General features: G+C 49.9%; 17 protein-coding genes. 10 read left to right on the plus strand and 7 right to left on the minus strand.

Features of this window, described 5'->3' with window-relative positions; translation table 11 throughout:
* Positions 1-71 precede the first annotated feature (71 nt).
* The 5 genes from ABGT54_RS11990 to ABGT54_RS12010 all read right to left on the minus strand — a co-directional run bounded on the left by ABGT54_RS11990 (position 72) and on the right by ABGT54_RS12010 (position 7070).
* Entirely contained in the window at positions 72-1805 is a 1734-nt protein-coding gene (locus tag ABGT54_RS11990) for an ABC transporter ATP-binding protein (RefSeq protein WP_346664281.1), read from the minus strand.
* Complete coding sequence (locus ABGT54_RS11995; protein WP_346664282.1) at positions 1805-3562, minus strand: ABC transporter ATP-binding protein; 1758 nt, start codon at positions 3560-3562, stop codon at positions 1805-1807. Before ABGT54_RS11995 ends, ABGT54_RS11990 begins: the two co-directional genes overlap by 1 nt.
* A gap of 21 nt (positions 3563-3583) precedes the next feature.
* Complete coding sequence (locus ABGT54_RS12000; RefSeq protein ID WP_281844892.1) at positions 3584-4159, minus strand: MptD family putative ECF transporter S component; 576 nt, start codon at positions 4157-4159, stop codon at positions 3584-3586.
* Positions 4160-4211: 52 nt separating this feature from the next.
* Positions 4212-6374, minus strand: coding sequence for an ATP-binding cassette domain-containing protein (locus ABGT54_RS12005; protein WP_346664283.1), 2163 nt, complete (start codon positions 6372-6374; stop codon positions 4212-4214).
* An 87-nt stretch (positions 6375-6461) separates the two neighbouring features.
* On the minus strand, positions 6462-7070 hold the full coding sequence (locus ABGT54_RS12010; RefSeq protein WP_346664284.1) for a TetR/AcrR family transcriptional regulator: 609 nt from the start codon (positions 7068-7070) through the stop codon (positions 6462-6464).
* A gap of 212 nt (positions 7071-7282) precedes the next feature.
* Between ABGT54_RS12010 and ABGT54_RS12015 the strand changes: the two genes are divergently transcribed.
* The 5 genes from ABGT54_RS12015 to ABGT54_RS12035 all read left to right on the plus strand — a co-directional run bounded on the left by ABGT54_RS12015 (position 7283) and on the right by ABGT54_RS12035 (position 11237).
* Complete coding sequence (locus ABGT54_RS12015; RefSeq protein WP_346664285.1) at positions 7283-7693, plus strand: tyrosine-type recombinase/integrase; 411 nt, start codon at positions 7283-7285, stop codon at positions 7691-7693.
* Positions 7694-8083: 390 nt separating this feature from the next.
* The gene (locus ABGT54_RS12020) at positions 8084-8884 is read left to right on the plus strand and encodes a MerR family transcriptional regulator (protein WP_346664286.1); all 801 of its coding nucleotides are present in this window, start codon (positions 8084-8086) and stop codon (positions 8882-8884) included.
* Complete coding sequence (locus ABGT54_RS12025; protein ID WP_204907125.1) at positions 8881-9690, plus strand: ABC transporter ATP-binding protein; 810 nt, start codon at positions 8881-8883, stop codon at positions 9688-9690. The genes ABGT54_RS12020 and ABGT54_RS12025 overlap by 4 nt, the downstream gene beginning before the upstream one ends.
* Before the next feature lie 3 nt (positions 9691-9693).
* Positions 9694-10407 carry an ABC transporter permease gene (locus ABGT54_RS12030; protein WP_346664287.1) on the plus strand — a complete coding sequence of 238 codons (714 nt, stop codon included), beginning with the start codon at positions 9694-9696 and terminating at the stop codon, positions 10405-10407.
* 539 nt (positions 10408-10946) lie between these two features.
* Positions 10947-11237 carry a DUF5597 domain-containing protein gene (locus ABGT54_RS12035; protein WP_346664288.1) on the plus strand — a complete coding sequence of 97 codons (291 nt, stop codon included), beginning with the start codon at positions 10947-10949 and terminating at the stop codon, positions 11235-11237.
* Here the strand turns inward: ABGT54_RS12035 and ABGT54_RS12040 are convergent.
* Complete coding sequence (locus tag ABGT54_RS12040; RefSeq protein ID WP_346664289.1) at positions 11234-12076, minus strand: DUF2877 domain-containing protein; 843 nt, start codon at positions 12074-12076, stop codon at positions 11234-11236. The genes ABGT54_RS12035 and ABGT54_RS12040 overlap by 4 nt on opposite strands.
* A 327-nt stretch (positions 12077-12403) precedes the next feature.
* Here ABGT54_RS12040 and allB point away from each other — a divergent pair, with 327 nt between their 5' ends.
* The 3 genes from allB (at position 12404) to ABGT54_RS12055 (ending at position 16754) form a co-directional block, all read left to right on the plus strand.
* Positions 12404-13807, plus strand: a complete 1404-nt coding sequence (allB, locus tag ABGT54_RS12045) for an allantoinase AllB (RefSeq protein WP_346664290.1) — start codon at positions 12404-12406, stop codon at positions 13805-13807.
* 27 nt (positions 13808-13834) lie between these two features.
* The gene (locus ABGT54_RS12050) at positions 13835-15202 is read left to right on the plus strand and encodes an NCS1 family transporter (protein ID WP_346664291.1); all 1368 of its coding nucleotides are present in this window, start codon (positions 13835-13837) and stop codon (positions 15200-15202) included.
* A gap of 94 nt (positions 15203-15296) precedes the next feature.
* Positions 15297-16754 carry a chlorohydrolase family protein gene (locus tag ABGT54_RS12055; protein ID WP_346664292.1) on the plus strand — a complete coding sequence of 486 codons (1458 nt, stop codon included), beginning with the start codon at positions 15297-15299 and terminating at the stop codon, positions 16752-16754.
* A gap of 149 nt (positions 16755-16903) precedes the next feature.
* Here the strand turns inward: ABGT54_RS12055 and ABGT54_RS12060 are convergent, their stop codons facing one another.
* Entirely contained in the window at positions 16904-17752 is an 849-nt protein-coding gene (locus ABGT54_RS12060) for an alpha/beta hydrolase (RefSeq protein ID WP_346664293.1), read from the minus strand.
* 216 nt (positions 17753-17968) lie between these two features.
* On the opposite strand from ABGT54_RS12060, the gene allE reads away from it, so the two are divergent.
* Together allE and allD are read left to right on the plus strand one after the other, a co-directional pair.
* Positions 17969-18757 carry a (S)-ureidoglycine aminohydrolase gene (allE, locus tag ABGT54_RS12065; protein WP_270644689.1) on the plus strand — a complete coding sequence of 263 codons (789 nt, stop codon included), beginning with the start codon at positions 17969-17971 and terminating at the stop codon, positions 18755-18757.
* A gap of 26 nt (positions 18758-18783) precedes the next feature.
* Positions 18784-19836 (plus strand): ureidoglycolate dehydrogenase, encoded by a 1053-nt coding sequence (allD, locus tag ABGT54_RS12070; protein WP_277258068.1) that lies wholly within the window; start codon positions 18784-18786, stop codon positions 19834-19836.
* Positions 19837-19845: the final 9 nt, after the last annotated feature.

The raw sequence follows: 19845 nt of genomic DNA on the forward strand, positions 1-19845 counted from the left end.
ACTGAGCGTAAAAGAACTCGTATCGGCAAAGTGCTGATACGAGTTCTTTTCTATCCTATAGACAGAAGTTGTCAGACCTTCCACCCGGCAGCCTGCTTGCGCTCCACTAAAAAACGGCGGTAGAGGCCGTCCGCGGCCACCAGCTCGTCGTGGGTGCCTTGCTGGACGATCTCACCGTGATCGACCACAAAAATTTGGTCGGCATGGCGCACGGTTTTCAGCCGGTGGGCAATCATGATGACCGTCTTATCGTGGGTCAGCGCCGAGACAGCCTCCATCAGCTCCTTTTCGTTCTCCGGGTCTACGTTGGCTGTGGCTTCGTCAAGAATGATGACAGGTGCGTCCTTCATAATCGCCCGGGCGATGGAGATGCGCTGCCGCTCGCCGCCGGAAAGGGTCGCGCCGCCCTCACCGATAACAGTTTCAAAGCCGTCCGGCATCGCCATGATAAAGTCGTAGCACCGGGCTTTTTTCGCTGCGGCCTGCACCTCCTCCATGGAGGCGTCGGGCTTGCCGAAGCGGATATTGTTGGCAATGGTGTCCGAGAACAGATAAACCCGCTGAAACACGAAGGAGAAATTGCGGATGAGGCTGTCGTAGCTGTATTCCCGCACATCGTGTCCGCCGAGGCGCACGCTGCCGGACTGCACATCCCAGAACCGCGCCATGAGATTGCACAGAGTGGTCTTGCCGCTGCCAGAGGGACCGACGATGGCGACAGTCGTTTTCTCCGGGATGGTCAGGGACACATCGTGCAGGATGGGCTTGCTGTCATAGGAGAAATCTACATGGGACAGGGTGATGTCCTCCCGTTCCGGCGAAAGCTCCTCCCCGTCAATGTCCATGGGTTCTACGCGCAGAATTGCGCTTGCCTTATCTACGCCGATGTCGATGGAGCGGAACAAAGCCGAAAAGCTTCCGGCGCTGTCCAGCTGCTCAAAGAGGATGAACGAGCAGATCAGCATCAAAAGGCAGTTTGTCAGCTCCATGGTGCCGCTGAAGTAAAAGACGATAGCGGCGGTGCAGACGGCAACGCCGGTGAGCTTGTTGACGATGAACTGCCCCAGCATATAGAGCACCGACGGGATCTCCATAGCAAAGGACGCCCTGCGGGCTTCCTCCACAGCGCCGTGTACCTGCGTGGCAGAGTCGTGGGTCAGGTCGAAATTCTTGACCTCGGCGATGCCCTGCACATATTCCAGCACCTTGGACACAAGGCGCTCATCGGCATTGAACTTCCGCTGGGAAAGGGTCTGCTCCGCCCGCTGCATGGCGGCGTTGACGGCAAAGAACAGCACCAGTCCCGTCAGTGTGATCAGCCCCATGCGCCAGTCAAAGAGGAACATCATCGCTGCGATGATGCCGGAGGTCAGAAAGCCGCGGGTCGTGACCATGACGACGCGGGTAGCCACATTCGCCATGTTTTCCATGGTGTTGGTGGTGACGGACGTGACCTCGCCGAGGCTGTTGTCATTGAACCAGCCCATAGGCAGGTAGCGCAGGTGCTCGGCGATCTCGATGCGTTTGTTGGCGCAGGCGCGGTAGCCCGCACGGGTCTGGAGCATGGTGGCCTTCATGTTGATGGCGATGGTCACGATCAGAGAAGCGACGATGATTCCAAGGCTCGTCCAGAGTGTCGCCACGGTGACATTCTTTTGCAGCAGTGCCTGAATGACGATGGCAGCGGCAGGAATACGCATGGCGGAGCAAATGGCGCTGACCACGCCCAGCCAGATAGATGTTATAAACAGCCTGCGGTTGTCCACCCCGCAGAAGGCAAAAAATTTTTTCAGTGTCTTGAGCATTACGCCACCTCCCCGTCGTCTTTGACGCTGATGTGGGCCTCCCACATGGTTTGATAAAGGGGGCAGGACGCAAGAAGCTCCGCCTGCGTGCCGGTCGCTTCGATCTTGCCTTGATTGACAACAATGATCTGATCGGCGTCCGCAATGGTGGACAGCCGGTGGGCAATGACCAGCAGCGTCTTGCCCCGCACCAGCCTTCCCAGTGCCGACTGGATGACCGCCTCGTTTTCCGGGTCTGTATAGGACGTTGCCTCGTCGAGAATGACGATCGGCGCGTCCTTCAGCATGGCACGGGCAATGGAGATGCGCTGCCGCTCACCGCCGGACAGGTGACCGCCGGATGCACCGCATACGGTCTGATAGCCGTTCTCCAGCCCCATTATGAACTCGTGGCAGCCGCATTTCTTCGCGGCGTCAATGACCTCCGCATCGGTCGCACCCTTTCTGCCCATGCGGATATTGTCCATGACAGAAAGGTCAAAGAGGTAGTTGTCCTGCGACACATAGGCGATGTGCTTCGTGCACTCCGCCAGCGGCAGCGTGCGAATGTCCACGCCGCCCAGGTCGATTTCTCCGTCCTTTACATCCCACAGGGAGGCGATAAGCCGGGCGATGGTGGACTTTCCGCTGCCGGAGGGGCCCACAAGAGCATTGACTGTCCCCGGGGCAATGTGCAGATCGATTCCGTGCAGTATCTCCTTGTCGTGATAGGCAAAGCGGACATCCTTCAGTTGGATGGCGTTATCGGCCGGCAGCTTTTCCGCGCTTTCCGGGCGATGCATATCCTCACCGGACAGCACCTCCGCCACCTCGCCGATGATGGTCGTTACCTGGGCGATGTCGTCTGTGTAGGAAAAGGCGGTGATCAGCGGCTGCATAACACCAAAGGAGAGGACAATGATCGACAGGAATGTCTCTGCCGGCAGTGTGCCGTGCATATAGAGCATGCACCCCACCGGCAGAATGCCCAGCAGCGTAGAGGGAAATATCGCCATGCCCGCCACCTGGCCGAACAAACTGCCCCGCATCCAGTCAATAAAGCAGTCTGCGCCCTCCTTTGCGGCGGAGACAAACTTTGCGTAGCTGGTTTTGGACTGACCGAAGGCCTTGATGACCTCAATGCCGCTGATGTATTCCACAGCCGTGTCGTTCAGCGCCTTTGTCGCGGTGACCGTGCGCTGAAACTTCTCGTGATAGCCGCTGAACATGGACATAAAGCAGATAATGCCCAGCGGCACGACGATCAGCATGGAAAGCCCCATGCGCCAGTCCTCGAGGAACAACAGCACCAGCACCGCCAGCGCGCCCACAATGTTGGCAGTCATTTCCGGCAGCAAGTGGGCCAAGGTGGTCTCGATGGAATCCACCCGCTCAACGATGATGTTCTTATACGAGCCGGAGGAACGATCCAGCACCGTACCCAGCGGCAGCGTCGCCAGCTTGTCCAGCAGCCGGACGCGGGTATTGGCCAGCACATGGAACGTCGCATGGTGGGAAAGCGAGGTGGACACGCTGTGCAGCAAATAGCGCAGCACCCAGAAGCCCGCCATCCACGCGCAGAGCGTCAGGCAGTACATCAGCTCCGCCGTGCCGTCTACCAGTGCGGTGATAAGCCGGATGATGATGAAATACGGAATAAGCGAGCAGGCGACGCCCAGCAGCGCCGTAAGGACGCTCAAAGCGTACTCGCCGTACCGCCCTTTTGCCAGCTCTGCCAGCCACGAGGCGGCAGAGCGCTTTGGCTCAATTTCTTTCATGGTGAACTCCTTTCGGCTGCATTACGCAGCAAGATGCTTTTTCACGATCCGCTTGCCGATCATTGCGCCGATAAAGGCCGCCACGATCACGCCGGCCACCAGCGCCACAGACACCCAGGACTGCAGCATCTGGGATGCGGCAAGGATGGCGTCCTGACGGCCATCGGTGACCATCTGATCCGCCATAGCCTTGGCTGCGATGGCGTAGGGAATGATGGTGCTGCCGAATGCGGCCAGCACCTGATTGATGATATAACTGACGGTCAGCGCCTTCGCATTGCCGTAGCCCATCTTCCACAGCAGCAGCTCGGCAATGACACCGGAGAGAATAAAGAGGATGATGTACGGCAGGTATCCGCCCATAATGGCACGGACGATACTGTAAATCAGGATCGCACCGGGCTTTTTCACCTTCGTACCGATGATGAAGTAGACGATGCCCTCCAGCAGGGCGAAAAATACCGGCATCAGAATGATGGTAATGGGCGTTGCGTACAGGACGGAGCTGGCGAAGAAAATGACCACATTGATCAGAGCCAGCAGGACAACGGTGATGATGTCCTTGACTTTCAGTTTATTGGGGTTTGCAGTACTCATGGTAAAGACTCCTTTTTGAATGAAATATGGTTGAACATCGCAGAGACGGCGATCACAGGATAAGGCCGGCGGCGATCGATGCTGCCAGCAGGACGCAGAACACAACATCCCACGCAGAAAACCGAAGCGACAGATAGTTGCTTTTGCGGCGGGTTAAGTCGATGCCCCGTGTTTCGGCGGAGGCAGACAGCGTCTCGGCGATGCGGATAACGCGCAAAGCCATCGGCACGGTCAGTATTTCGATATAGGATGACAGTGCTCGCAGTTTCTGAAGCGGCGATGTGAACACGCCCCGGGTGCGGATGGATTGCCGCAGCAGCTTCATATCCCCGGACAACACCGGAAAAAAGCGGAAGATCACTGCCACGATCATGATAAATCGCTCCGGCAGGTGCAGATTGCGCAGCGCTGCCAGGGTGCGGCTGGCTTCATTTCGTCCAATCAGCGTCCGCATGGAAATGCCGATGGCGATGATGCGCGGGAACAGCACTAACATAAAGGAAAACACCGTGCCCGGCAGCAGAGCGTTTGCCGCCCACAGCAGCCCAAAGCTCATCCCGCCTGCCAGCGCCGTTCCGAACCAGCCGTCCGCTGCGGTCAGCAGGATCAGTGCCGCATATGCGGCATAAACTAAGTGGTTGTTGGACATGGAGATCACGACCAGCAGGGCCAGCCAGTAAAGCAGCTTCGTCGCCGGGTGGAATCGTTCTTTATGCTGTTTATTCGCCGGAGCATCGGAAGGATGAAAGCCCTCCATATATCGCTGGGCTGCTTGCAAATCTCGTTCCGAATGAACGGGTAATTCTATTTCTGCATGCCCATCCGACAGCCCAATGCAGCGGTCACACGCACCTGCAATTAGCTCAGGGTCGTGGGTGATGATGAGAACAGTCTTTTCCTTCCGCATCTCCCGGATCAGTTCCGCGCACCGCTCCAGACTTTCCGCGTCCTGTCCTGCTGTCGGCTCGTCCAGTATGACGATTGACTTGTCGGATAAATACGCCATCATCAGCGTCAGACGCTGCATCTGCCCGCCAGAGAGGGAGAAGGGATGCCGGTCGCGGCAGTCCCACATATCCATGCGTTTGAGAAGCGCATCCGTCTTCTGCTCAAATTTCGGCGTAACCTTGTGTCCATATTGCAGCTCGTGCAAGACGGAGCCTGTGAAGAACTGGAACTCCGCCTCCTGTAGGATGAACAGCACTTGCTTTTGCAGCTGCTTTAGATTTTGCGGCTTTCCGAAAAGCATTATCCTGCCGCCGGAGGGGCGGTAAAGCCCTGCGATCAGCTTACCGATGGTCGTTTTGCCGCAGCCGTTTGCGCCCACAAGGCCGACGATCTCATGCTCATGGACGGAAAAGCTGACACCAGAGAGGGTATCTCCGGCCTTCCTGCCGTATGTATAGCGGACATCTGAGACGGCAAGCGCCGTCGGCGCGGTTTTCGGCAGCAGCTCTTTCTCCGGCACGGTGATCTCCGCAAGGTCGAGCGTGCGCAGAGAAAGTGTTTGTCTCCGCTCCGCCGAGAACGCCTTTGTCTCTGCGGCAGTGTATTTTCCTTTGATCTCGCCGTCTGCCATGACCCAATATTCATCGGCAATATCCGCAAGATAATAGAGTCGATGCTCACTGAGCAGCAGCGTTTTGCCCTGCTTTTTCAGGGCAAGCAGAATCTCTTTTAACTGCTGCGTGGCTGCGAAGTCCAGATTGGCCGTGGGCTCGTCCAGCAGAAAAATATCTGTGTCCATTGCCCACGCGGACAAGATGGAGATGAGCTGCCGTTCACCGCTGGACAACTCGTAGACATTGCGATCCTTCAGCCGCTCCAGATGAAAGATCCGGAAGGCCTCATCTACCCGCCGTCGGATTTTATCTTGCGGCAGACCGTGATTTTCAAGACCGAAGGCCACTTCATTGGAACTGTTCACGGTAAAAAACTGACTTCGCGGATCCTGAAATACCGATGCTGCCAGCTCACCGATCTCGCCGATACGCATCCCGGCGGTGTCCTGCCCGTTCAGGCGGCAGAAGCCCTTCAGCTCTCCCTCGTAAAATTGTGGGATTAGTCCGTTGATGCACCGCAGCAGCGTGGATTTTCCGCATCCGCTGCCTCCGCAGAGCACCACGCAGCGTCCCGCCGGGATGCCGCCGCCGACCTGTCGGAGGATGGGCAGCTTTGCCTCCGCATATTGGAATTCAAATTCAAAATCTATCATCGCAAACTCTTTTCTTATTAGTTAGCCGTCTCTAACCAACAGTCGTAAGAAACGGACGGATGGACCGTCCGAATCAACTTTTCGGATTTATTGCAAGGTATCGCATAGCTGCCGCCAGCCAGCGTTGGTGAAATCAAGGACTGTCTGTAAGCAGGTAAGCATTCTGCCTTCCTCCATATGCTGATCCAGCAGCTGGCGGAAGTACCAGAACTGTGAGCCCATCAAAAGACGTATCGCATCGGCATTTGGCACTTTTCCATAGATATGTGAAAAGAACTCTACCGTTTGTTCCGCTTTACGGTTCATCAGTTCATGCAGCACGGTTTCAATGGAGCTGCCATCGCTGCGGCAGAAAAATAAAGTGCAGTCGTCATGGTGATCGGTCAGGAGCCGAAAATATACTTGTTCCTCGGCGTTTATAGCGCGGAGGATATCTTCCGGTTGTGCGCTGAACTTTGCTTTTTCGTATTCTTCCGCAACGGGGGTAAAGAGAACCTGCATCGTCTCAAAAAAATCCTGAAGCAGACTGGCAAACAACGCGTCTTTATTCTTGTATCTTGTGTAGATTGCCCCCGTAGTAACACCGGCTTTTTCGGCGATCTTGTGCAGAGAGGCTTTCTGAAAGCCGTAAGCAAGAAATTCCGAATAAGCAGCCTGAATGATCCCATCATCCAGGGAGTGATCCCTATTGGCCATGTGTTGACCTCCCCAAATTACGATAACGGCATAATCGATAATGATGTTATTATAACATCTGTTTCACTGTTTGTCAATGAGAAGTCTGAAATGAAACAACAACAAAAGTCTGAAATGAAACAACAACAAATCTCGTCTATTTTTGGTTTTTTCTTTCATAAAAACCAACCAAACAGAGGCCTGTCCTCATCCGTTAGATTGTTTTCAGTAAAATGAAAGTATCACAAAAGGTCCCCAAAAGTAAGCATCCCAAAACGGAATACATCTTCGTGGATGCCAAAGATCCCAGCCGCCCGCTTCAATATACAACCATAAAGCATAAGGTGCTGCGACTGATAAAAAGCGAAGATCTGCGGGATGATGAGGGGAAACTGTTCAAATTCAGCTCCCATATGTTCCGGCGGTCTTACGGAGTTAAGCTGACAGAACTGCATTTGGATGACTGGACGATAGCAAAGCTCCTGGGGCATAAAAATATCAGCGCAGTAAAGCATTACAGAAAAATGAGCAACCAACTCCTTGCCGAAGAAACCCGGAAGGCACGGGAGCAACAGACCAGAATCCTACTGGCAAATTTAGATGGATGGGGTGAAGAATATGAACAAATACGACAGGATGATTGAAATGAACCGGGAACGAAGCGATGAAAAGATTGCTGCGGCGAAACAGGCAATGCACAGCATCAGTCCAGACGAAGGCGGCCTTTGAGAAAACGCTGCAAAAGTGTGGCGACCCAAATCCGGTCTATACCGACGAGAAATGGACTGAGCTAGTAGAGTCCGTTAAGGTCTGCCGGGGCGGCCACCTGATCTTCGCCTTAACGGATGACAGGATTGTGAAGGTTACACTCTAAGGCCATTAATATATCACAGCAAAACATTCATGTGCCGTAAAGTGACATGAAAAAATTTATAGGCGGCCCCACTGTTCCATGGTTTTTTCTTGGAGTTTTTTCAAAAAACACTTGCTTGTGACGCAACGTAATAAGATATACTATAAGCAGGAGGTGCGATATGGATAAACATAAGGCTATACCACAGGGCTATATGACAGTTGGCGAAGTAGCAAAGAAAATGGATGTCACTGTACGGACATTACAACATTACGATAGAGAAGGCTTGCTTTCTCCCTCGGCTATAAGCGAAGGAGGGCGTAGGTTATATACGGATAAAGACATCGTTAAACTTCATCAGATTTTGTCCCTCAAACATTTAGGTTTTTCCCTGAACGATATTAAGAATCGGCTTATTCCTCTAGACACGCCGGCTGAAATTGCTGCTGCTCTAGCGGAACAGGCCGCAACCATTAAAGAAAAAATAGATAGCCTGTCCGAATCGTTGAGAGAACTGGAAGCGTTGCGTGAGGAAGTCCTTCAAATGCAGTCCGTTGACTTCAAAAAATACGCTGACATTATTGTTAATTTGCAGATGAAAAATGATTTCTACTGGCTTATCAAGCATTTCGATGACCAGACCCTTGACCATATCCGCAGCCATTTTGACAAAGACAGCGGAAAGGCATTTATGGACACTTTTTTGCAGCTTCAAGACGACGCGATAAGGCTTCAAAATGCAGGTGTTCCCGCAGACAGTGATGAGGGACAGAATTTTGCAAAAGCCTATTGGAATATGATAAATGATTTCACTGGTGGAGATATGAGTATGCTCCCTAAACTCATTGAATTAGGGCAATTTCAAAATGCCAAGCAGGAATGGAAAGAAAAGCAAAGTATTGCCAACAGCTATGTTGAGCAAGCATTGGGCTTCTATTTTTCTAAATCAGGAGTTGACCCGTTTCAGGAGGGAACGAAATGAATGAGGCTATAAAAGTCAGTGGTTTAAAGAAAAGCTACGGAGCCCATGTTGTGTTGAACGGTTTGGATTTTTGTGTACGGCAAGGGGAGATTTTCGCGCTGCTCGGTGTAAATGGCGTAGGAAAAACTACCTCTCTTGAATGTATCGAAGGTCTAAGAAAATATGATAGTGGAAACATTACAATCCACGGTAGAATAGGCATCCAATTACAGTCAGCTTCTTTGCCGGAACATATTAAACCATTGGAAGCGGCTAAATTGTTTGCTAAATGGAACAAAAATCCCCTTGATAAAGCAATGCTTGAGGCTCTCGGCATTTATAACCTTGCGAAGAAACAGTATTATCAATTATCGACAGGTCAGAAGCGGCGACTTCATTTAGCACTCGCTCTAACGCGAAATCCAGACATTCTTTTTCTGGATGAGCCAACAGCTGGTCTTGATGTGGAAGGACGGCTTTCTTTACACAAACAAATTCGACAATTAAAGGCAATGGGGAAAACAATCATATTGACAAGCCATGACATGGCTGAAGTAGAGAATTTATGTGACCGGATTGCTATTTTGTCCGAGGGGAAGATTGTTTTTATTGGAACCGTTGGACAATTGGGGGAAACCGTAGGAAGGCATTATAACATCATAATTCAAACAGAAAACAGCACCAAAAAATACGAATCTGATAATATCGGAGAAACATTGCTGTCGTTGCTTACACAGTATAAAGAAAATGGAGAATCTATTGTAGATATACAGATAAACCGCGGTACTCTGGAACAACATTTTATGAAGATTACAAAAGGAGAATAATAGATGGGTGCTTTTTTATACGGGATTTTCCTGCAATGGAAGTTAGATATACGGAGCAAAACACTACTTATAACCTGCTATATTGTTCCTCTCCTGTTTTTTGCGATTATGGGTGGGATATTTACATCTGTTATGCCGGAAGCAAGATACACACTCATTCAGTCTATGACCGTTTTCGGAGTAACAATGGGTGCGTTAATTGGCTTGCCGCCCTCTCTTGTTGAAATTTACAGCAGCGATATTAAAAAAGTTTATAAGGCAAATGGTGTGCCACTATATCTTGGTCTTGTTTTGACGAATATTTCCGCATATATACACCTGTTTATTATGAGTATAATTCTATACATTGCCGCACCGATTGCTTTTAATGCTGAGATACCAGAAAATCCGGCGTTGTACTTTGCCAGTCTTGCTATTTTTATTGCTGTATCCCTTAGTATTGCCAGCATAATTGGCTTAGTAGTAAAAGACCAGGCAAAAACTTCAATGGTTTCTATCATCATTTTTCTGCCTTCTATCATGCTTTCTGGAATTATGTTTCCGATTGAATTGCTGCCAAAGGCATTTGAGGCAATAGGGAAGATTTTTCCAGCCACATGGGGGTACAAAGTAATGACAGACAGCGTATTTCAGCTTGAAAATTTGTTGCCGCTGGTAGTAATTCTTATTTTGGCTATTTGTGTATGTGGCATATTGCTACGCAAAGTTGATAAATAGCAAAGTCAGCCGAGTTAATCAATGGTAAAATGAACGCCGCTTTGTGCTGACGCCCCACGCTATTGCCAGACAGCAGAAATTTTCATAACCGAAGATGAAGTCCATAAAGCGCCATATCCATCTTGCTCAGAAACGGATATGGTGCTTTTCTATTGTGCAAAAACACTCGTGTCACCTCTAAGAAAAAACGGTGCGAGGAGAAACATCTATGTCAGAAGTAGCGCAATAGACCAATTATGAAAATCGGCGTTACTCGCCTCATTTTCCTCATTGGTGCAATCTGATCTCCAAGCAAAGCCTGAAATAATCTAAAAGAGTGCAAAAAAATGGGACACCCCGTTATTTACAGGGGTGTCCTATAATTCCTCGCCGCTATGCGATATCCATAGACGACATCATAATCTGAACTTTGGTTTCGTCAGCGTGACCGATTATCTTCTGCTTTTTACAAAAAGAAATAAAATCAGTAAAGTAAGAGATATACGGGAAGCCGTTCCAGGCAGCCATCTCCGAGTCCGGCCGAGTCCGGGGCACAGGCTGTGGCGGATGTACTGCTGGGGGCGTATAATCCCGGCGGGAAGCTGCCGGTATCCGCAGGTGCAGTTTTTGAGTTGGATGAAAACCGTTTTCTAATCATCGGAATGATGTGCAGTGTGAAGTTTCATACAAAGCCCGGAGACCACAGGAAATCGGATTTTCTGACAAAAGAAACCGGAACATTCCGGGATGGAGAGTGGCAGTGTATACAGCGTCAGAACGGGGATGAGAAGATCGTAACGATGATGTACAGCATGCCGGGATGCGTGAAAATTGAAATGTTTAAGTATTAGTGGGGAATGAGAGGAAGAGCTTCGGGGAAAGACCGCAGTGCGTAATAGATCCCGCACAGAGTGTCGATCCCGGAGGAGTGTCCGATCTCTGAAAATGAGGTCAGGATCTCACGGGAAGAAACCGCGCCGGAAGCTTTTCCAAGGGACACGACGGGCAGGCTGAACTGCCGCTCCAGCGCGCAGGAAAGAAATGTCCGGCTGATGTCGTTGGTATCATGCAGATGGGCACAAATTTCCTGCCGGAGAGCTGTGGTGAAGGGGAGATCCCAACTATTTGTAAGGATCAGCCCTGCCAGCATGCCACAGAGGAAGTCGTCGCCGGAAGGGGTCAGACCGATACCAAGCCCGGTCAGACGTACAAGAGCCGCAGCCGCGGCTTCCTCCTCCTGTTTTTGAAGGAAAAGCCTGCAGTCTGTCAGGCTTTTTTTGGCTGCTTCCATGATAAGGGAAGCATTTTCCTGCCGGTCTGGAAGGAACAGGAGCCGGAAGCCCTGGTCATCTGCCTGGCAGAGCGCCTGATGGATAGAGGCGGACAATTCCCCGAAACTGCCGGAGAAGGGGGGCAGGAACAGATTCCGGACATCTGCCTGGTCCGTCTGAAGGGCAGAGGAAGGAATCTCCATCCCGGGCACGGCTTTTTGCGCGTCCATTCCGGCTTCAGAAAGATCTGTGATCAGGCTGATGGGGGAAAGCGGGGAACCGGCTGTCTGGAGAGCCAGAAGGAAATCCCCGGACTGCAGATTGATGGTTTTCCGGTAGACAGAATGGATGGCCCAGGAGAAGTGCTGCTCCAGGATCGTTTTTGCGTATAGGGAAAGGTCTGTGATCATAATCTGCATAAACGAATGCTCCTTATTCATAATCTTGTATAATAATTCCGTAAACGAAAGGAGAAGATCTCCTGCATACACATTTTAGCAGGAAAAAAACAAAAATACAAAGGCATTTACAAAAAGGCGATTTTTTACAATAAACGGAGAAATAAAAAAATAAATTTATACATATTAGACAAAAAAATTTTATTTTTTCCCTTTTTTATTCCATTGTTTTTCGCTTTAATTTAGCATAGAATATTTTTTATAAAAATGGTTTGGTCGACCTGTTTTTTAATAGTTTAATTTGTGTTAAACTAAATTTCAGAAAATTTAATAGGAGGAAAGTTTTTTATGTATGATTTGTTGGTAAGAAATGGTAAACTCGTTACTCCTGACCGCATCTATGAAGCAGACATCGCCATCCAGGATGGAAAGTACGCGGCTTTTCTTGCTAAAGGAACGGAAGCGGAAGCAAAAGAAGTCATCGATGCCAAAGGAAATTATGTGTTCCCTGGCATCATTGACTGCCATGCTCATCTCAATGAGCCCGGATTTGAGTATCGTGAAGATTTTGAGACCGGTTCAAGAGCTGCGGTGGTTGCCGGATGCACCTGTCTGATCGACATGCCTCTGAACAACGATCCGTCTCTGATGAACAAAGAGATCTTTGATCTGAAGATGAGCAAGATCAGCAGACACTCCCTGGTAGATTACGCTCTGTGGGGCGGCCTGGTCGGCGATTTTGACGACAAGCCGGGTTCTGTCAAAAATAACATGAACGATCTGGTAGATCTTCATAACTGCGGCGTTGCAGCATTTAAGGGCTTTACCTGTCCCAACGGTGATCTCTTCCCCACCGTGAATCTTGGAAATGTGCGGAAAGCGCTGGAGACCCTGAAACCGTACAATGCACTCTGCGGATTCCACTGCGAGGAGTATGGACAGGTTCTGGAGAGAGAAAAAGAAGCAAAAGCCAAAGAAGGCCGGACAAATGAGGAAAAGATCCGGGATTTTCTGGATTCCCATGATGTATGGACCGAGTATGTGGCTACCAAAAATGTCATTGATATGGCAAGAGCCACCGGCGGACGCGTGCATATCTGCCATGTCAGCCATCCGATGGTAGCGCAGGTTGTCAAAGACGCGATCCATGAAGGCCTTCCGATCACAGCAGAGACCTGCCCACATTACCTTGGATTTACAGAAGATTTTGTATTTGAAAAGGGAGCTCCGGCAAAATGTACGCCTCCGATGAGAGACAAAGAAGCCATGGAGAAGCTGTGGGATTACGTGCTGGATGGCACACTCTCCTGCGTAGGCAGCGACCATTCACCGGCAGCTGACGAAGAGAAAGACAATGCGACCAAGGATATCTGGCATGCATGGGGCGGCCTGAACTCTATTCAGTTCTTCCTGCCGATGATGTTTGATATGGTTGTGAATCAGAAGGGCTTAAGCCCCAGCCTGATCGCAAAAGTTATGGATTACAATCCGGCGAAGATTTTCGGGCTGTACGGAAGAAAAGGCGCGTTTGAGCTGGGATTTGACGGTGATATCGTGATCGTTGATCCTGAAAAGGCATGGAAGTGCGACCAGACGAAGCTTCTGACCAAAGGTCATGTATCCTGCTTCGACGGGCTGGAAGGCAAAGGCGCTCCGGTCTGCACCGTGATCCGTGGAAAAGTTGTTGCTGACGGAGAGACTTACAAAGAGGATGCTATCGGATATGGTGAGTATATCACCCCGGTAAAATAGCAATACATCAAAGGAAGGAGTAAAGAGATGAGTGAAGTAAACACAAACGAAAAAACACAGCAGTCAGGCGCTTCTCTGGAACCGATTTCCAAGGATAAGCGAATTATGGGATGGGGATCCAATACCATGCTCTGGCTGGGAGGATGTATTTCCATTGGTACCCTGGCACAGGGATCTGCACAGCTGGAAGCGGGCCTGAACCTGTTCCAGTTGTTTATGGCAGTTACCATCGGAACCGTCATTCTGGTTATCGGGATTGCCTTAAACGACCAGTTCAGTTACAAAACCGGCGCGCCTTATGCAGTACAGCTTCGGAGCGCGTTTGGTACCAAAGGTAATATTGTTCCCAGTCTGATCCGGGGCGTGCCGGCGATCGTGTGGTACGGCTATCAGACCTGGCTTGGAGGCGCTGCGATCAACAACATTTCCATCGCCCTCTTTGGATTTGACAACATCTGGCTTTGGTTCATCGTATTCCAGATCGTTCAGATCCTTCTGTCTATCAAGGGATTCCAGGGAGCAAAGTGGGTTGGAAATATCGGCGGCGTGGTAATCTCCATTGCAATGATCTACCTGCTGTACCTGTGTATTACGCAGTATGGCGATGTGGTAAACGAAAATCTTATGCAGAAGTCCGGTACCTGGGGCATGCCGTTCATAGCGGCTGTTATTGCCTTCTTTGGAAACAGTACACCGGTTATGTTAAATGCCGGCGACTATTCCCGTGAGATGAAAGATGGAATGTCAAGCTTTAAGCGTGGAGTTTCTTACTTCCTGGCAATGGTTCCGGCAACGGTGCTGCTTGGTATTATCGGTGCAATGGCTTCTACGGCAACCGGTCTTGCAAACCCGATCAACGCATTTGCACAGATGGTTGATAACAAGATTGTTATGATTGTTACGTTAGGATTTATTATCTTCGCACAGCTGACCACCAACCTGGCAAGTAACGTCATCCCGCCTGCATACGCCTTTATGGATGCTTTCAAGATGAAACACAGAACAGCAGTTATCCTGATCGGTATCCTGGCAGTATGTACCTGTCCGTGGATCCTGACAGACGACAGCTCTGCAGCAGGACTTGCGCTGTTTACCAAGATTTACACCGCATTCTTCGGACCAATCTTTGCGATTTTGATCACAGACTTCTTCATTTTACATAGAAGAAAATTCAGCGAAGCTGCATTGAAAGATCTGTATGATCCAAAGGGAAAACATGCAGGCATTAACTGGGCAGCGATCATCGCAATGTGCGTTGGCGTGGTAATCGGACTGGTGAATGTAGATATTTCCTTCTTTACAGCAACCATCCCGACAGGATTGATTTTCTACTTCTGTATGAAATACATGAAGAGCGCGGCTCCGTTTAGAGCCGGAACGACGCTCGACAAATAAACGGTACGTTTTTCTTGAGGGAACAAGGGGAGAGCGGAGAGATATCTCCCTCTCCCCTTCCTGGCTATTATGACAGAAATGAGGTGCACGACGAATGAAGAAAAAACTAAAAGGCAGATTTGTGATCGGATTTGACGGAACGGATCATGTGATTATTCGTGATGGAGAAGTAGTATATGACGGGAATGAGATTATTTATGTGGGAAAAAATTATGACGGCGACGTAGACATGACAGAAGACGTTGGAAATTCTGTGATCATGCCAGGTTTTATTGATCTGAACGCCCTGGGCGACATTGACCATGACATCATTCATTTTGAAGCCTATGATCATGTACTGAACAGTCTGTGGCCATCGGAAGAGTATGTGCTGAAAGGGACATATGAGAAGATGACGCCGGAAGAGGAGGCTTTTAAGTCCCGGTTCGCCTATGCACAGTTGATCATGAATGGAGTCACAACTGCGTTGCCGATTACATCTGTCTTTTATAAAGGTTGGGCAGAGACTTACGAAGAGGCGGAAGCTGCAGTAGAACATGCCGGCGATCTGGGGCTGCGCCTCTATATGTCTCCCAGTTATCAGTGCGGATTAACCTGCACAAAACCGGACGGCAATCTGACCGTTCGGTTTAAAGAGGGAGAAGGGGAAAAAGGACTGGAACGTGCGGTAAAATTTGTGAAGAAATATGACGGAGCTTACGATGGACTGATCCGAGGCTGTCTGAAACCGGAACGAATAGAGATGCAGACAGAAGAAAATCTGATCCATACGCGCAAGTATGCAACAGAGCTTGGGGTTCCGTTAAAGCTTCATGCGGCGCAGAATCCATTTGAGTATGATTATATCAAAGAGAGAACAGGAAAATCACCGGTAGAATACCTGGAGAGCATCGGATTTCTGGGCGCAGACGTAGGGATTCCGCATGCCTTTATGCTGAAGGGGACCAAGTGGGTGCAGGATGAGGGAGACGATCTCGCTATACTGGCGAAACACGGAACAACTGTGATCCACTGCCCGATCATTATCGGAAGAACCGGACGTCATCTGAACACGTTCCGCCGTTATTGTCAGAGAAATGTAAACGTAGCGATCGGAACAGACACCTTCCCGCCCGACTTTTTCGGTGTGATCCGTACTGCCAGTATGTACTCCAGGATGCAGGAAGGAACGGCAGAAGGATCTACATACGCAGATATTTACCGTGCGGTTACCTTAGGCGGGGCGAAGATGCTTGGAAGACCGGATCTGGGACGCCTGTGCAAAGGCGCAAAAGCAGATATGATCGTGGTGGATCTGGATGCGTTCCATATGGGCGCAGTGGACGACCCGATACGGACTATTTTCATGTGCGGCAATGGAACCGATGTGAAAATGTCTGTCATTAACGGACGGACCGTCATGAAGGACCGGAAGCTGGAAGGAGTCGACCTTGCGGAATTAAAAGCAAAGGGACAGGCTTATTATGACAAGATGAAATATGGATATATGGAAAGAGATTACCAGCACCTGCCTGAAGAGGAAATCTTCCGGCCGTCCTATAGAGTAGAATAAAAGCAGAGGCTTGTATTAAGCAGAAAGGGAACCAAAAGACACGGAGATTCCTGAAAAAACGGCTGTTTCAGATGTAAGAGATTCTGAAACAGCCGTTTTTTGCCGGACTTATGGAGCGCCGTGCTATCAGTTCCCTGCACCCGGAAGGGTTACAGGTGTTTGTCCAGGAAATCAACGGTGGCGTCCAGAAGCCTGGGGGTGAACTGGTTGTCTGCTTCCCGGTCGAAGTCATGGACATTGCAGGCTGCGATAAAGGTCCTGGGATTGTAACGGGTGATCAGTTCCCGGAATTCATCAAAGGGGACGTCGGTATCGTTGGTGGCATGGGCAGCGAACAGTGGACATGGCAGGCTCTGGCAGGTCCGCAGGGTGTAGTCCAGATAGAAGTATTTTTCCCGTCCTTCGTAGAGAAGGGAGAACCATTTGCCGGTCTGCCTTGCGTAGACGTAGATGCTGTAGTGGGTGTTAAGATCGCCGTTTGTCTCGTAGCCGGAGGGCAGGCGGCCAAGACAGGAAGCGTCCACCGGGGGCAGGGTCTTATAATAGGCGCTGGGAGTCTGGAACCAGTGGTCGCAGAGGAAGCCGTAACCATAATAAGACAGGATCCCCGCGGGCGGCGTCTCAAAGTAGCCGTAGGCGGCTGCGATCAGGCACAGGTAAGCGCCGGCGGAACGTCCCCAGAGAAAGTAGGGAAGCTTCTGCCCACAGTAGTCTTCGGCGTGGTCAATATAGTGATGGATAGAATCCCGCACATCATCCAGGATCATGGGAAGTTTTGCGGTCGGGGCCAGGGGATAATCATAGGCAACGATAACATATCCCGCCTCGGTCAGTTTTATAAGATGCCCTTCCGGCAGGTCCTCTTTGTGACCGTATAAAAGTCCCCCTCCATGGAAATACAGGATACATGCTTTTGGGGTGATTTTTTGGTCATAATAGATAATAGCTGATTTATCATAGGATGCGTCTGCGATGGGTATGGTTTTTTGCTCAAACATCTGATTACCTCCCGAAATATATACTATACACAAAATCTATTATAACATAGACAAACGGAAAGGTGTGATGTGAAAAAATTAACATCAGGGGTGAAAGTGGATAAAAATATTTTCTATGTTTTGTCTAAAATATTAATTGAAAAAAAGCAGTTTCATTGTCATAATGAATAATAGAGTAAATGGTCGACCAGCCATAAGAAAAGGAGAGATTTTAGTATGAGTTATTTAAACAATCAGGTAGGCTATCGTGATGAACTTTTGATGACACGTTCTGTTGTGAAGAAAGAGAACTATGTTCTCCTTGAGCCAGACGGACTGGTAAAGAACGCGGTACCGGGATATGAGAACTGCGACGTAACGATCCTTGGATCTCCTTCCATGGGAGCAACTTTCGCAGATTATCTGGTAACTGCAAAAGCAGGCGGCAAGAACACCGGCATCGGCGGAGAAGGGATCGAGTCCTTCCTGTATGTGATTTCCGGTGAAGTTACCGTTAAAAATGATGATCAGGAAGCAACGCTTACAGAGGGCGGATACATCTTCTCGCCTGAGAGCAATGCGATCACATTTGAGAACAAGAGCGGAGCAGACGCAAAACTGTATGTTTACAAGAGAAGATACGACCGTATCGAGGGCTATAGTGCACACACAGTAGTGAACAATGTCAACGATATGGAGTGGGTAGAGTACGAAGGAATGAACAACTGCCATATCAAAGACCTTCTGCCGGCAGCAGGCGATTTCGGATTTGACATGAACATGCACATCCTGAAGTTCAAACTGGGCGCTTCCCACGGATATATTGAGACACACATCCAGGAGCACGGCATGTACTTCCTGTCCGGTAAAGGTATGTACAGACTGGATGACGAGTGGGTTCCGGTGAAGAAAGGCGACTATGTATTCCTGGATGCATATGTTCCGCAGGCCTGCTACGCAATAGGACGTGAAGAAGATTTTGCTTATATTTATTCCAAAGACTGCAACAGAGACGTTCAGTTATAAAAAAGAGTAAAGGGTGGAAATTTGAAATGAAGCTTTCACATGACGAGTTAAAGAATTTGATGAAAAATAAGCTGATGAAAGCTGGTCTGAATGAGGATCACGCAGACATCGCGGCAGAAGTTATGACCTGGTCTGACGAGAGAGGATACCACTCTCACGGCGCGGTCCGCGTAGAATACTATGCAGAGCGTATCGCAAAAGGCGGTATCACTGCAGATCCGAAATTTGAATGGGAAGAGACCGGCCCCTGCTCCGGCGTGTTCGAAGGAGACAACGGGTGCGGATATGCGGTTGCAAAATACGGCATGGACAAAGCCATCGAGATGGCAAAGAAGAACGGGATCGCTGTTGTGGGTATGAAAAATATGTCCCACAGCGGATCCATCGGATATTATACAGAGATGGCAGCAGAGCAGGGACTTCTTGCAATCTCCTTCTGCCAGTCTGACCCGATGGCAGTTCCGGTAGGCGGAACAGAACCCTACTACGGAACCAACCCCATTTCCTTTGCGGCGCCGACAGCAGACGACAGAACCGTTGTCTTTGACATGGCTACCACGGTACAGGCATGGGGCAAGATCCTGGACAAGCGTTCCAGACATGAGAGCATCCCGGACAGCTGGGCAGTAGATGAGAAGGGCAATCCGGTCACAGACCCCAACCATGTAAATGCGCTGCTTCCGATCGCGGGAGCAAAGGGATACGGCCTGATGATGATGGTAGACGTATTCTCCGGTATCCTTCTTGGCGTACCGTTTGGAAAACACGTAAGCTCCATGTATCATGACCTTTCCAAGGGAAGAGAACTGGGACAGATGCACATCGTGATCGATCCGGCCCGTTTCGTGGGAGCAGAGGAATTCAAGAAAGCTATGTCTGCATCCATCGACGAACTGGGCGAGATGCCGACTGCTGAAGGATACGACAAAGTTTACTATCCGGGCGAGCGTGCAATGCTGAGAAAAGAAAAAGCATATGCGACCGGCGGCGTGGAGATCGTAGATGAGATCTATGAGTATCTGAAGAGCGATGATATTCATTTTGACCGCTACGACCATAAGAATCGTTTCGCTGAATAGATCAGGAAG

Origin of the sequence: uncultured Merdimonas sp. (assembly GCF_963929015.1) — a bacterium.
Lineage (GTDB): Bacteria > Bacillota > Clostridia > Lachnospirales > Lachnospiraceae > Merdimonas.